The sequence below is a fragment of the Kineococcus gurbantunggutensis genome (assembly GCF_050871925.1).
Taxonomy (GTDB): domain Bacteria; phylum Actinomycetota; class Actinomycetes; order Actinomycetales; family Kineococcaceae; genus Kineococcus.
This window is the reverse complement of record NZ_JBJLSG010000001.1, coordinates 71214-85100: the sequence shown is the minus strand read 5'-3', so window position 1 is coordinate 85100 and position 13887 is coordinate 71214. Positions and strand designations below refer to the sequence as shown.

The window sequence follows — 13887 nt, the reverse complement described above, 5'->3', positions numbered from 1 at the left end:
GCGGCCCCTGGTGGAGCTGACGGTGGGGGAGCGGGTCGTCTGCGCGTGACGCCCGGGTCCCCCCGGCCCCCGCGCGGGGGCCGGGGGGACCGTTCAGGCCGGCTCGGGCCCGGTGCTCAGTCCAGCTCGCGCCCGGCGAACAGCGCCGCTGCGTCGCGCAGCAGCTCCGCCGTGCCCGGCCCGAACGCCTCGTACGCGGCGCGGAAGCGCTCGTCCTGCACGTACGTCGCCGTCAGGCCCCGGTACTGCTCGGCGCCGGGGGTCCAGAACAGCGAGACCCAGGCGTGGTGCCGGCGCACCAGCTCCTGCACGTCCGCGTCGCCGGGCGCGGCCCCGCGCGCGGCGGCGGCGGCGAACCCGCGCCCGATCGCGTCGGCCTCCGCGCCGTGCGCGGCGCGCCCGTCCACGCCCAGCTCGCGCCAGGCGCGCTGGGCGTCCTCGTGCGCCTCGCGCCCCCAGCGCTGCACCACCTCCTCCTCGTAGCGGCTCGCGTCGAAGCCCTCGAAGCTCGTCGTCACGTCCAGCTCCTCCCCCTGCTCGGTCCTGCGGACGGTCTCGCGCACCGAGGCCGCCAGCCGGTGCAGCCGCGCGGCCTCCCGCTCGAGGAGCTCGGCGTGGGCGCGCAGCGCCTGCACCGCGTCGGTGCGCTCGTCGAGCACCCCGGCGATCGCGCCCAGCCCCAGGCCCAGCTCCCGCAGCAGCAGGATCCGCTGGTACCGGCGCAGGGCCGCGTCGTCGTAGTAGCGGTAGCCGTTGGCGCCGACCCGGCTGGGTGCGAGCAGCCCGACGTCGCCGTAGTGCCGCAGCGTCCTGCTCGTCGTCCCCGTCGCCCGCGCGACCTGGTGGATCGTCCACTCCACGGCTGACCTCCCGAACCCCTCGGTGAGGACGCTAGGAGTTGACGCTGCGGCAGGGTCAAGCCCGTCGGCGGCCCGGCGGCCGTAGCCTCCCGGCGTGGACACCCCCGCGACCTCCCCCGCGCCCTCCCCCGCGGCCTCCCCCGCGCCCCCGCCCGCCCACGTGCCCGTCGCGACGCTGACCCGCGGCGGGCTGGTGGAGTCCGTGCACCACGGCTCGGTGGCGGTCGTCGGCGCCGACGGCGCGCTGCTGGCCGCCGTCGGCGACGTCGCCTCCCCGGTGTACCCGCGCTCGGCGCTCAAGCCGCTGCAGGCGGTGGCGATGGTGCGCAGCGGGCTGGACCTGCCGCCGGACCTGCTGGCGCTGGCGTGCGCGAGCCACTCCGGCGGCGAGGAGCACCTGAGCCGGGTGCGCCGGGTGCTGGAGCTGGGCGGGCTGGGGCCGGGCGACCTGCGCAACACCCCGGACCTGCCGATCGGCGAGGCCGAGCGGGCGGCGTGGACCGCGGCCGGGCGCGGGCCGCAGCCGCTGGCGCAGAACTGCTCGGGCAAGCACGCGGCGATGCTGCTGACGTGCCGCACCGCCGGCTGGAGCACCGCCGGCTACCTGGACCCCGACCACCCGCTGCAGCGGCGCGTGGTGCAGACCGTCGCCGACCTGTGCGGCGAGCCGGCGGTGCACCCGACGGCCGACGGGTGCGGCGCACCGCTGGTGGCGGTGTCCCTGCTGGGCCTGGCGCGGGCGCTGGCCCGGATCGCCGGCGCCGCGCCGGGCACGCCGGAGGGCCGCGTGGCCGAGGCGATGCGGGTGCACCCGGAGCTCGTGGCCGGGGAGGGCCGCGACACCACCGCGCTGGCGCGGGCGGTGCCGGGGCTGGTGACCAAGGACGGCGCCGAGGCGGTGCAGGTCGCCGCGACGGCGGCCGGCGCGGTGGCGCTGAAGGTCGGCGACGGCGGCGGCCGCGCGCGGGTGCCGGTGGCCTGCGCGGCGCTGGAGCTGCTGGGCGTGGACCCGGGCGCGCTGCGCCCGCTGGCCGCCGTCCCGGTGCTCGGCGGGGGCCGCCCGGTGGGCGAGCTGCGCGCGCTGGCGCTGCGACCCGCGCCGGCTTGACCGCCCACCCCCCGGCCCCCTAGACACGCGGGGAGACCGGGCAGCGGGCCGGCGGGGTCGCACGGCCGGGCGCGGGGCGCGGGCCGGGCCCGCGGCGGCGGACAGGAGGGGCGTGCGCATCGAACGCGCCGTCGTGGTGCTGCCCGTGCTGGCCGGTGACGCGGGGCTGCTCGACGACTGCCTGGAGCAGCTCGTGGCCGCCGCCGACGAGGCCTCGGCGGCCGGGGTGCCCACCGCGCTGGTGCCGGTGCTGGCGCCGGGCTCGGGCGCCGCGCGCCTGCTGGCCTCCTGGGAGCCGCTGGTGGCGCTGCTGGACGGGGTGGAGCTGCGCCCGGTGCGGCTGGGCGCCGCACCGGGCGCGCGGGACGCCGACGCGGTGCTGGCCGCGGGCGCCGTCGCCGCGGCGGCGCGCGAGGCCCGGCCGTCGGCGGTGGTGGTGCTGGTGACGGCCCCGCACGTGGCCGTGGGCAGCCGGTGGATCACCGAGCACGTGCACCACCACGCGGGCGGGGCGCAGGCCACGACCGGACCGGTGCGCGGCGCGAGCGGCGCGCACCCGGCCCGCCTGAACCTGGCGCTGCGCGCGGACCTGCTGCGCCGCTGCGGGTCCGCGGCCCTGCACGGGGCCGGGGACCGGCCGGTGGTGCACGCCCTGACGCCGTCGGTGGGGCTGCTGACCGCCGGTCAGCCCGCGTCCTCCTGACCCTCGCCGCCGGCGCCGCGGCCCCGGCGCGGGTCGCGGGCCAGGACCGCAAGCAGCTCCTGGCGGCAGCGCTCCAGCGCGTCGCCGGCGGCGCGCACGTCCTCGGCGCGGCCGGTCACCGCGACCTGCTGCAGCAGCACCGCGACCTGCCGGAGCTGGCCGAACGTCTCCTCGAACCCCTCGCGCGGGCCGGGGCCGTCCAGGCCCTCCCAGGGCGCCGGCGCGCCGGCGAGGTGCTCCTCGACGTGGCGGCGGCCCTGCTCGGTGAGGGAGAAGCGCTTGGGGTCGGCGGGGTCGGGGGCGATCAGGCCCTCGTCCTGGAGCTGCTGCAGGGTGGGGTAGACCGAGCCGGGGCTGGGCTTCCAGGCGCCGCCGCTGCGGCGCTCGACCTCGCCGATGACGCGGTAGCCGTTGCTGGGGCCCTCGGCGAGCAGGACCAGCACGGCGGCGCGCACGTCGCCCCGGGGGCGCCGGCCGCGGCCGCCGCGCCCGTGGCCGCCGAACGGCCAGCCGGGCCCGCCGAACCCGGGCCCGCCGAAGCCGGGGCCGCCGAAGCCCTCGTGGCCGCCGAACCCGCGCGGGCCGCCGCGGCCGAACGGGCCGGGGCCGCCGGGGTGGTGGCCGCGGTGACCGCCGCGGCGCGGGCCCTCGGGGACGTCGAAGAACCTGTCGAACCTCATGGTGCACCTCCGTGGTGGAGCGCAGCACGGTGCCGCGCTCGATACATCAACGATACATCGCTGACGTATCGAGCGCTACGTCCCCGGCCGGAGGAGCCCCGGGCGGCGGGTGCTCGGGCGGCGGGTGCTCGGGCGGCGGGTGCTCGGTCAGCACGCCCAGCCCGATCGCCGCGGCCGGCAGCACCTGCAGCACCGGCACCCGCTGCAGCAGCCGCAGCACCGCCGGCGCGCGCACCGGCCCCTCGCGCCCCAGCGAGGCCTCCAGCACCCGCCGGTGCGCCACGCGCTGCGCCGCCTGCGTCAGCGCCACCGGCAGCCACCGCCGCCGCCGCACCCGCGCCAGCTCCCGCGGGGAGGGCCGGCCCCGGCGCAGCGGCCCCGCCAGCAGCCGCGCGGCGGCGACCGCGTCCTGCACGGCGAGGTTCACCCCCACCCCGCCCACCGGCGACATCGCGTGGGCGGCGTCGCCGACCACGAGCAGCCCGTCGCGGTGCCAGCGCCGCAGCCGGTCGACGCGCACCCGCAGCACGTGCAGGTCCCCCGTGGAGGTCAGGTGCCCCACCACGCCCGCCAGGTCCGGCAGCAGCCGCGCCACGTCCGCGCGGAAGGCCGACAGCCCGCGCTCGCGCACCGCCTCGAGGCCGCCGGCCGGCACCACGTACGCGCACTGCAGGTGGGTGCCGCGGTCGAGCACCACGGCGAACCGGCCCGCCGACAGCCGCGCCCCCGTCGGCGGCACCGCCCCCGCCGGCCGCGGCAGCCGGAACCACAGCACGTCCACGCCCACCCCGAACACCCGCAGCGGCAGCCCCGCCGCCGCCCGCAGCACCGACCCGCGCCCGTCCGCGGCGACCGTCAGCGCCGCGCGCACCTCGTGCTCGGCCCCGTCCGCCGCGCGGTAGCGCAGCCCCGCCACCCGCCCGCCCTCGTGCAGCAGCCCGAGCACCCGCGCACCGGTGCGCAGCTCGAAGCCCGGGTGGCGCCGGGCGCTGGAGGCCAGCAGGTCCAGGAAGTCCCACTGCGGCACCAGCGCCAGGAACGGGAAGCGCCCCGGCAGCCGGGAGAAGTCCGCGACGGTGAACGTGCCGTCGTCGGTGGTCGCGCTCGCGCGCTCGACCCGGGCGTGCGGCAGGCGCAGGAACTCCTCCGCCAGGCCCAGCTCGTCCAGCAGCCGCAGCGTGGAGGGGTGCACGGTGTCGCCGCGGAAGTCGCGCAGGAAGTCCTCGTGCTTCTCCAGCACCAGGACCCGCACCCCCGCGCGGGCCAGCAGCAGCCCCAGCACCACCCCGGCCGGCCCGCCGCCCGCCACGACGCAGGGCAGCTCCCCGGCCGCGCCGCCCGCGCCGGCGCCGGGCGGGTCGTCCCGGTCGCCCCGGTCGCCCCCGTCGTCCTCGTCGCCGGTCCCCGCGCGCACCGCGCCCTCCCGCGCCGGGCGGCCCGGTGCCGCACCACGGCGCCCCCAGCCTGGCACCGCGGCGCCGCCGCGTCACCGGTCCAGCCCGGGCGCTGCGGCTCGGGCCCTCCGGCTCAGGCGGTCCCGGTGGACGGCCCGGTGGACGGCCCGGCGGGCCCGACGGCCAGCCGGTCCCGCTCGGCGCGCGCCCAGGCCAGCGCCTCCCCGGCCGGCAGCGGCCGCGCGAACAGGTACCCCTGCAGCTCGTCGCACCCCATCGCGCGCAGCCGCTCGGCGGTGCGCGCGTCCTCCACGCCCTCGGCGACGACGACCAGCCCCAGCCGGTGCGCCAGCGCGATGACGGAGGAGACGATGACCTCGTCCTCGGGGTGGGCCATCAGGTCGCTGACGAACTGCCGGTCCACCTTCAGCTCGTGCACCGCCAGGCCGCGCAGGTGCACCAGGCTCGTCGCGCCGGCGCCGAAGTCGTCCACCGAGACGCGCACGCCGCGCTCGCGCAGGCGCTGCACGGTGCGCCGCGCCCCCGCCGGGTCGACCACGATCGCCGTCTCGGTGATCTCCAGCACGAGCTGCTCCGCCGGCCAGCGCGTCAGCGCCAGGGCCTCCTCGACCATGCCCAGCAGGCCCTCGTCCAGGCTGGCGGCGCTGATGTTCACCGAGACCGTCGTGTCCAGGCCCTGCGCCCGCCAGGTGGCGACCTGCCGCACGGCGGTCAGCAGCACCCAGCGGGTGAGGGCGTGGATCAGGCGGGTGCGCTCCACGAACGGCAGGAACGCCGCCGGCGGCAGCAGGCCGCGCACGGGGTGCTGCCAGCGCACCAGCGCCTCGAAGCCCAGCAGCCGCCCGTCGCCGCCCACCTTGGGCTGGTAGTGGACGACGAGCTGGTCCTCCTCCATCGCCTGCCGCAGCTGCCCGAGGACCTCCAGGGCGCCGGTGGAGTGCGGGTCGCTGTCGGCGGCGTAGCGCAGCACGCCGGCGCGGGCGCGCTTGGCCGCGTACATGGCCACGTCGGCGTGCTGCAGCAGCTCGTCCGCGGAGGCGCCGTCGTCGCCGGCCACGGCGATGCCGATGCTGCCCTGCACGTCCAGCGGCACCTCGCCGGAGGAGAAGCCGCCGATGGACAGCGCGGCCAGCAGCCGCTTGGCCAGCACCTCCAGCTCGGCGCCGTCGGCGGGCGAGGGCACCAGGACCGCGAACTCGTCGCCGCCCAGGCGGGTGACCTGCGCCTGCGGGCCCGCGGTGCGCTGCAGGACGGAGGCGACCTGGCGCAGCAGCACGTCCCCGGCGGAGTGGCCGAGGGTGTCGTTGACGTCCTTGAAGCCGTCCAGGTCCAGCAGCAGCAGGCCGGGCGAGCCGCCGGAGGCCAGCAGCCGGGTCAGCCGCTGCACCAGCGCGGTGCGGTTGCCCAGGCCGGTGAGGGTGTCCGTCAGCGCCACCTCGGCGCTGCGCCGGTCGCGCTGGCGCGCGACGGCGGCCAGCGCGAGCGCGGCCAGCACCGTCACGACGACCACGGTCGTCCAGGCGGTCCAGGCGGCGTCCACGTGAACCCATCGGCACGCCGGGGCCCGCTCCTGAACGGGCCGGTCGGGTGACCCCGCGCCGGGCCGGGCGCGGGGCCGGGCGCGGGGCCGGGCGGGTGCGCCGGGTCAGGCGCCGGCGGGCACGTTCCAGCGGGTCAGCACGGGGCGGCCGTGCTCGCGGCCCAGCTCGCTCCAGGTGCCCGCGTCCAGCGCGAACAGCGCCCCGGCCGTGGGCGACAGGCCCAGCCAGCACGCCGCCAGCACCCGCAGGAAGTGCCCGTGCGCGACGAGCACCACGTCCCCGCCGCCCTCGCCGTCCCCGCCGCCCTCGGCGGCCGCGGCGCGGGCCAGGACGGCGCGGGCGCGCACGGCCACCTGCTGCACCGTCTCGCCCGGGGTGGCGCCGGGCACGACGCCGTCGTGCCACACCGACCAGGGCCGGCCCAGCTCCTCGGAGATCTCCGCGGTGGTGCGCCCCTCGTACCCGCCGTAGTCCCACTCCACGAGGTCCTCGTCGACCTCGACGGGGGCGGCGGCGGCCAGGCCGGCCAGCTCGGCGGTGCGGCGGGCCCTGGTGCGCGGGCTGGTCAGCACCAGGGCGGGCCGGCGGTCGGCGAAGGCCGGCGCGAGGGCCCGCGCCTGCTGCTCGCCCACCTCGGTCAGCGGGACGTCGGTGGCACCGGTGTGCTGCCCCGACAGGCTCCAGGCGGTCTGTCCGTGGCGGACGACGAGGATCGACACCCGGTGGACGGTAGCCGCCCCGTGCGGCCGCGGCCCCCCCGGTGGTGAGATGTGCCCCGTGACCGAGAACACCAGCCCCTCCCCGGACGCGCCCTTCGGCGACGTGCTGACCGCCAACGCCGCCTACGCGCAGACGTTCACCGACCCGGGCCGCCCCGGCGTCGCCGGCCGCGGCCTGGCCGTCATGACGTGCATGGACTCGCGCATCGACCCGCTGGGGGCGCTGGGCCTGGTGCCCGGCGACGCGAAGATCCTGCGCAACGCCGGCGCCCGCGTCACCGACGACGTGCTGCGCACGCTCGTGCTGGCCACCTACCTGCTCGGCGTGCGGCGCGTGCTGGTGCTGGCCCACACCGACTGCGGCATGACGAAGAACACCGACGACGACGTGCACGCCAAGGTGCTGGCGCAGGGCGTGGACTCGCGCAGCATCGACTTCCGCACCATCGCCGACCAGGAGGCCACGCTCGTGCACGACGTGCAGCGCATCCGCTCCTGGCCGTTCCTGCCCGCGGGGATGCCGGTGGCCGGCGGAATTTACGACGTGCGCAGCGGGCGCGTGCGCATCGTCGTGGAGGCGGACCAGACCGCCGAGGAGCCGCCGGGGGCCGGGGCGCGCTGAGGCGCGCGGGCCGGGCGGGGGGACGCGCGTGCCGGGGCCCATCCAGTCCGTGGAGCGGGCCGCGGCCGTGCTGCGCCTGCTCTCCGGCGCCGGGCGCGGCCTGGGCGTGGTGGAGGTCGGCAACGCCCTGGGCCTGGCCAAGACGACCGCCCACGGCCTGCTGCGCACCCTGGTCGACGTGGGCTTCGTGGTGCAGGACGAGGACGGCGACTACCGCGCCTCCCCCGCGCTGGCGGACCTGGGCCGCCCGCGCACCGGCGCGGACGACCTGCGCGCGCACGCGGTGAACTGGGCGGACTCGCTGGCCGCGCGCACCGGGGAGTCCGTGCGGCTGGCGGTGCTGCAGGGCGGGCGGGCGGTGGTGGTGCACCACGTCTTCCGCCCCGACGACAGCGCGCAGGAGCTCACCACCGGCGCGAGCCTGCCGGCGCACGCGTGCGCGCTGGGCAAGGTGCTGCTGGCCTCGGCGCCGGTGCGCCTGCGCGGGCGGCTGCCGGCGATGACGGCGCGCACGGTCACCGACGCGGCGGTGCTGCGCCGCACGCTGGCGGCGGTGCGCGAGCAGGGCTGGGCGCTGGAGGTGGACGAGCTGACCGCCGGGGTGTCGGGCGTGGCCGCCCCGGTGCGCGACCGCGGCGGGCCGGTGGTGGGCGCCATCGGCGTGGACGGGGCCACCGAGCGGCTGGTGGACACCCGCGGCCGGCCGCGGGCCGGGATCGTGCCGGCGGTGCGCCAGGCGGCGCGGGCGATCTCGCGCGGCCTGGGCGCGCGCGGGGAGTAGGCCGCCCGGGCGACCCCGCGGCCGGGGTGCGCGGGGCGGGCGGGCCGTGCCCTGCGGATCGCCCCCGGGTGTGGTTCGCTGCCGTGGTGCGGGACCCGGGCGCCCCCGGGGCGGCACCGATGGCGGACGACCGGAAGGACCCTCCCGTGAGCGGTGGACTCGTGGCCCTGCTGGACGACGTGGCCGTGCTGGCGCGGGCGGCCGCGGCCTCCGTGGACGACGTGGCCGCCGCCGCTGGCCGCGCCAGCGTGAAGGCCGCCGGCGTCGTCGTCGACGACACGGCCGTCACCCCGCAGTACGTGCGCGGGCTGACCGCCGACCGCGAGCTGCCGATCGTGCGGCGCATCGCGCTGGGCTCGCTGCGCAACAAGCTGCTGATCATCCTGCCCGCGGTGCTGCTGCTCAGCCAGTTCCTGCCGTTCCTGCTCACCCCGATCCTCATGCTCGGCGGCGCCTACCTCTGCTACGAGGGCGCGGAGAAGGTGTGGGGCAAGCTGCGCGGCCACGAGCACGGCCACGGCGGCGGCGACGCGCTGCCGGACGAGAGGACCATCGTCTCCGGAGCGGTGCGCACCGACTTCATCCTGTCGGCCGAGATCATGGTCATCTCGCTCAACGAGGTCACCGACCAGCCGTTCCTGTCCCGGGCGGTGATCCTCGCGCTCGTCGGGGCCCTGATCACCGTCCTGGTGTACGGCGTGGTCGGCCTGATCGTGAAGATGGACGACGTCGGGCTGCGCCTGGCCCAGCTGCCGCGCCCGGCGACGGCGCGCTTCGGGCGCGGCCTGGTGGCGGCGATGCCGCGGCTGCTGACCGTCCTGACCGTGGTGGGCACCGCCGCGATGCTGTGGGTCGGCGGCCACATCCTGCTGGTGGGGGCGGACGAGCTGGGCCTGCACGGCCCCTACGGGCTCGTGCACCACGCCGAGGAGGCCGCCCACGGGGCCACCGGCGCCCTGGGCGGCGTGGTGGGCTGGCTCGTCAACACCCTGGCCAGCGCGGTCGTCGGGCTCGTCGTCGGCGCGGTGGTCCTGGCGGTGCTCACCCCGCTGCTGCACCGCCGCCGGGCGGGCGCCGGGCACGGCGACGCCCACGGCGCCGAGCACGGCGACGCCCACGGCGCCGAGCACGGCACCGGGCACGGCGACGCGCGCGGCACCGCCGGCGGGGGCGCGGCGCACTAGGCCCACCGGGTCGGCGCGGGCCGTCGCGCCCCGCCGGGCGCGAAGCGTGGGGCAGGATGACGCGCGTGACGACGCGGGCGACGACGGCCCTGGACGGCGCGGAGCAGCGCCCGGAGCACCGCGGGTACGTCGTGGCGGTCGACCAGGGCACGACGTCGACGCGCTGCATCCTCTTCGACCACGCCGGGCGCCTGGTGGCCGTCGCCCAGCGCGAGCACCGCCAGCACTACCCGCGCCCGGGCTGGGTGGAGCACGACGCGGCGCGCATCTGGGCCGACGTCGCCCGCCTGGTGCCGCAGGCGATGGCGCAGGTGGAGGCGGGCCCGGCCGACGTGGTCGCCGTGGGCGTGGCCAACCAGCGCGAGACGGTGGTGGCCTGGGACCGGCGCACCGGCGAGCCCGTCGGGCCGGCGATCGTGTGGCAGGACACCCGCACCGCCGCGCTGGTGGAGGAGATGGCCGCCGAGGGCGGCGCGGAGCGCTTCGCGCACGTGTGCGGGCTGCCGCTGGCGCCGTACTTCGCCGGCCCGCGCATGGCGTGGATGCTGCGCCGGGACGAGCGGCTGCGCCGGCGCGCCCGCGCCGGGGACGTGCTGTTCGGGACGGTGGACTCCTGGCTGGTGTGGAAGCTGACCGGCGGCCCCGACGGCGGCGAGCACGTCACCGACGTGACCAACGCCAGCCGCACGATGCTCATGGACCTGCGCACCCTGGACTGGTCGCCGGAGCTGCTGGAGGCGTTCGGGGTGCCGCGCGCGGCGCTGCCGCGGATCGTGCCCAGCTCCCACGTGTACGGCCGGGCCCGCGCGGTGGTGCCCGGCGCGCGCATCGCCGCGGCGCTGGGCGACCAGCAGGCGGCGCTGTTCGGGCAGACGTGCTTCTCCCCCGGGGAGGCGAAGTGCACGTACGGCACGGGCGGGTTCCTGCTGATGAACACCGGCACCGAGGTGCCGCGCTCCTCGCACGGGCTGCTGACCACGGTGGCGCACCGCATCGGCGACGAGCCGCCCGCGTACGCGCTGGAGGGCTCCATCGCCGTGACGGGCGCGCTGGTGCAGTGGCTGCGCGACAACCTCGGGCTGATCTCCACGGCGCCGGAGGTGGAGTCGCTGGCGCGCACGGTGCCCGACAACGGCGGCTGCTACTTCGTGCCGGCGTTCTCCGGGCTGTTCGCCCCGCACTGGCGCGCGGAGGCGCGCGGGCTGATCATCGGCCTGACCTCGTTCGTCACCAAGGGGCACGTCGCGCGGGCGGTGCTGGAGGCCACGGCGTGGCAGACCCGCGAGGTCGTCGAGGCGGTGGAGGCGGACTCCGGGCTGCGGCTGTCCTCGCTGCGGGTGGACGGCGGCATGACCTCCAACAACCTGCTGATGCAGACGGTCGCGGACGTGCTGGACGTGCCGGTGGTGCGCCCGATGGTCTCCGAGACGGTCTCGCTGGGCGCGGCGTACGCCGCCGGGCTGGCGGTGGGCTTCTGGCCCGACACGCAGGCCCTGCGCCGGCGCTGGCACCGCGCCGCGCAGTGGTCCCCGGCGATGGCCGCCGGCGAGCGCGAGCGCGGCTGGGAGGACTGGCAGGAGGCGGTGCGCCGCACGTTCGGGTGGGCGCGGCGCGCGGGCGGCTGAGCGCCGGCGGGGCCGCTCAGCCCCGCACGACCCCGCGGATCCCGCCGCCGACCAGCGTGGCCACGTTGACCATGGCGTTGGGCAGGGTCAGCCCGCCGGGGGCGGCCACGTAGCAGGTGCGCCACTGCGGGTGGAAGCCCTCCTTGAACTTGCGCAGGCCCTTGAAGTTGTAGAACTGCTCGCCGTGGGTCCACAGCAGGTGCCCGATCCGGTCCCAGAAGGGGGCGGTGGCGTCGGTGCGCAGCCCCGACAGGGGCGCCATCCCCAGGTTGAACGAGGTGAAGCCGTTCTCCCGGGCCCACAGCACGCACTCGACGAAGAGGAAGGTCATCACGGTGCGGGGCCCGTCGGGCAGGCGGCGCATCAGGTCGACCTGCACCTCGCGGCCGTCCGCGCCGGTCCACAGGGTCGCGAAGGCGGTGATGCGCCCCTCCTCGCGCACCACGACCAGCGGGAAGCGGGAGACGTACTCCTCGTCGAAGGCGCCCAGGGAGAAGCGCTTCTCCTTGCCGTTGCGGTGCGTCAGCCAGGCGTCGGAGACCGCGCGCAGCTCCGGCAGCAGCGGCGCGACGTCGCCGGGGGCGACGAAGTCGACCGTCATGCCCAGGCGCTGGGACTTGTTGCGGCAGTTGCGCAGGTTCACCCGCGCCCGCCCGGCGAGGGTGAAGTCCGCCAGCGGGACGACGGCCTCCTCCCCCAGCTTGGCCAGGCTGAGCCCGCACTCGCGGTACAGGTCGGCGTGGTCGGGCAGCACGTTGTAGAAGACGGGCCGGCCGCCGTGGCGGTCGACCTCCTCGACGAAGCTCCAGACCAGCTCGCGGAACTCGGCCGGCTCGCCCACCGGGTCCCCCATCACCACCCAGCTGCGCCCCTCGACCTGGTACATGAGGAAGGCGGTGCCGGCGGGGCTGAAGTGGAAGCGCTTGTCGCCGGTGAAGGCCAGGTGGGAGGTGCAGCGCCCGGCGCGGGCGACGATGTCCGCCACCCGGGCCGCCTCGACGTCGCAGGCGCTGCGCGGGGCCGGGGCCGCCGGCGCGAGGACGCGGCGCGCGCCGAGCAGGACCCCGACGGTGCCGGCGGCGATCGCCAGGCGGTCCGCCCCGGTGGTCTGGCCGGAGACCGAGGCCGCCCACAGGGGCGCGTCGACCGCGCCGCCCAGCCCGCTGAGCTCGTGCCACCACACGGCCGCCCCGACGAGCACGGCCGCGGTGACCGGCCACAGCGGGTTGCGCGGCCGGGACAGCGGGGCGCCGCGGTAGAACGCCGGGCGCGCCGGCACCAGCAGGGCGGTGAGCACGGCGGTCACCGCGGAGAGCACCAGGTCGCCGTGGGCGGCGGCCAGCACCGTGACGCCGGCCAGGAGGGCGACGGTGGCCGCCCAGGCGCTGCTGAGCCGGCGGTGCAGGCCGCGGGCCGTGAGCAGGGCGGCCAGCCCGGCCAGGCTGGTGGTGACGGCCGAGACGTCCAGGTCCCGGGAGCCGGGCAGGTCCCCCACCAGCAGCATGAACACCCCGGCCCCGGCGACGCCCAGCGCGAGCACCGAGGGCGTGAGCACCGACGGGGTGAGCACCGGCGCGCGGCGCCCGGAGGGGCCGGCGGGCCCGGGGGACGCGGCGGGCGCGGGGGCCGCCTCGGCGGCGGTGCGGGCGGGCTCGTGCGCCGCCGCGCCGCGGCGGGCCTCGTGCACGACGAGGAGCACGGCGGCCAGCAGCAGCGGCAGCACGAAGTAGCACAGCCGGTAGGCCACCAGCGCCACGGCGAGCCCCGCGGGCGAGGTCGTCGAGCCGACGAGCACCACCAGCACCGACTCGAAGACGCCCAGCCCGCCGGGCACGTTGCTCACCAGCCCGGCGACCGTGGCGATCGCGAAGGCGACGGCGAAGGGCAGGAACGCGATCCGGTCCCCGGCGGGCAGCAGGACGTGCAGGGCCGCGGCCATGGTCAGCCACTCGAACGTCGACAGCGCGACCTGCGCCGCCGCCAGGCGGCGCGAGGGCCGGTCCACGCGCCAGCCGCGCCAGCCGACCGAGCGCCCGGCGCCCGCCCACAGCAGGTAGCCCGCCACGGAGGCCAGCAGCAGCGCGCCCACGGCGGCGACGGCCGCGCCGGGCAGGTGCAGCGCCCGGCCGACGCCGGCCGGGTCGTGCAGCATCCCGCCGCCGGCCAGGACCGCGGCGCCCAGCACCAGGGTGACCAGGTTGAAGCCGATGATCCGGGTGATGGCGAAGGCGGGGACCTGCCAGCCGGAGTACACGCGCGCCCGCAGCGCCGAGCCCACCACGGCGGAGGCGCCCAGGTTGTTGCCGAAGGCGGTGGCGATGAACGAGGCCAGGCCGTAGCGGCGGTAGGGCAGGCGGTGCTCGACGTAGCGCAGCGCCAGCGCGTCGTAGCCGGTCATCGCCAGGTACGAGGTCGCGGTCGCGGCGAGGGCGGCCAGCACGGCGCCCGGGCCGAGGGCGACCAGGTCGGCGCCCAGCTCCGTCCAGGAGCAGTCGCGGAAGGTCCGGTGCAGCAGCGCCACGGACGCGGCGAGCAGCCCGAGCACGAGCAGGGGGGCGAGCAGGCGGCGCGCCGTGCCGACCGGCCGACTGGGCGAGGAGCTCACGCTCCAGCAGTCGGCATCCCGGGGCCCGTCCTTGAAGCGGGGGC

Annotated in this window: 12 protein-coding genes; 6 read left to right on the top strand and 6 right to left on the bottom strand. The window is 78.2% G+C overall.

Annotated elements, in window-relative coordinates:
- Positions 1 to 116 precede the first annotated feature (116 nt).
- On the bottom strand, positions 117 to 860 hold the full coding sequence (locus ACRYR7_RS00320) for a MerR family transcriptional regulator (RefSeq protein ID WP_432570068.1): 744 nt from the start codon (positions 858 to 860) through the stop codon (positions 117 to 119).
- 94 nt (positions 861 to 954) lie between these two features.
- Between ACRYR7_RS00320 and ACRYR7_RS00315 the strand changes: the two genes are divergently transcribed.
- Together ACRYR7_RS00315 and ACRYR7_RS00310 are read left to right on the top strand one after the other, a co-directional pair.
- Entirely contained in the window at positions 955 to 1968 is a 1014-nt protein-coding gene (locus ACRYR7_RS00315; RefSeq protein ID WP_432570067.1) for an asparaginase, read from the top strand.
- Between the two features lie 112 nt (positions 1969 to 2080).
- On the top strand, positions 2081 to 2671 hold the full coding sequence (locus ACRYR7_RS00310) for a hypothetical protein (protein ID WP_432570066.1): 591 nt from the start codon (positions 2081 to 2083) through the stop codon (positions 2669 to 2671).
- Here ACRYR7_RS00310 and ACRYR7_RS00305 read toward each other — a convergent pair.
- The 4 genes from ACRYR7_RS00305 to ACRYR7_RS00290 all read right to left on the bottom strand — a co-directional run bounded on the left by ACRYR7_RS00305 (position 2653) and on the right by ACRYR7_RS00290 (position 7026).
- A complete protein-coding gene (locus ACRYR7_RS00305; protein WP_432570065.1) occupies positions 2653 to 3351 on the bottom strand; it encodes a PadR family transcriptional regulator in 699 nt (232 codons plus the stop codon). The genes ACRYR7_RS00310 and ACRYR7_RS00305 overlap by 19 nt on opposite strands.
- A 46-nt stretch (positions 3352 to 3397) precedes the next feature.
- The gene (locus ACRYR7_RS00300) at positions 3398 to 4765 is read right to left on the bottom strand and encodes an FAD-dependent oxidoreductase (protein ID WP_432570064.1); all 1368 of its coding nucleotides are present in this window, start codon (positions 4763 to 4765) and stop codon (positions 3398 to 3400) included.
- A gap of 113 nt (positions 4766 to 4878) precedes the next feature.
- Positions 4879 to 6306, bottom strand: coding sequence for a putative bifunctional diguanylate cyclase/phosphodiesterase (locus ACRYR7_RS00295; protein ID WP_432570063.1), 1428 nt, complete (start codon positions 6304 to 6306; stop codon positions 4879 to 4881).
- A 105-nt stretch (positions 6307 to 6411) separates the two neighbouring features.
- Complete coding sequence (locus ACRYR7_RS00290) at positions 6412 to 7026, bottom strand: histidine phosphatase family protein (protein ID WP_432570062.1); 615 nt, start codon at positions 7024 to 7026, stop codon at positions 6412 to 6414.
- Positions 7027 to 7084: 58 nt separating this feature from the next.
- Between ACRYR7_RS00290 and ACRYR7_RS00285 the strand changes: the two genes are divergently transcribed.
- The 4 genes from ACRYR7_RS00285 (at position 7085) to glpK (ending at position 11238) form a co-directional block, all read left to right on the top strand.
- Positions 7085 to 7648 (top strand): beta-class carbonic anhydrase, encoded by a 564-nt coding sequence (locus ACRYR7_RS00285; protein ID WP_432570061.1) that lies wholly within the window; start codon positions 7085 to 7087, stop codon positions 7646 to 7648.
- 28 nt (positions 7649 to 7676) lie between these two features.
- Complete coding sequence (locus ACRYR7_RS00280; protein WP_432570060.1) at positions 7677 to 8429, top strand: IclR family transcriptional regulator; 753 nt, start codon at positions 7677 to 7679, stop codon at positions 8427 to 8429.
- A gap of 146 nt (positions 8430 to 8575) precedes the next feature.
- Positions 8576 to 9613, top strand: a complete 1038-nt coding sequence (locus tag ACRYR7_RS00275) for a DUF808 domain-containing protein (RefSeq protein WP_432570059.1) — start codon at positions 8576 to 8578, stop codon at positions 9611 to 9613.
- Between the two features lie 56 nt (positions 9614 to 9669).
- Complete coding sequence (glpK, locus tag ACRYR7_RS00270) at positions 9670 to 11238, top strand: glycerol kinase GlpK (RefSeq protein WP_432570058.1); 1569 nt, start codon at positions 9670 to 9672, stop codon at positions 11236 to 11238.
- Between the two features lie 16 nt (positions 11239 to 11254).
- Here glpK and mprF read toward each other — a convergent pair whose 3' ends face one another.
- Positions 11255 to 13843, bottom strand: a complete 2589-nt coding sequence (mprF, locus tag ACRYR7_RS00265) for a bifunctional lysylphosphatidylglycerol flippase/synthetase MprF (RefSeq protein ID WP_432570057.1) — start codon at positions 13841 to 13843, stop codon at positions 11255 to 11257.
- Positions 13844 to 13887: the final 44 nt, after the last annotated feature.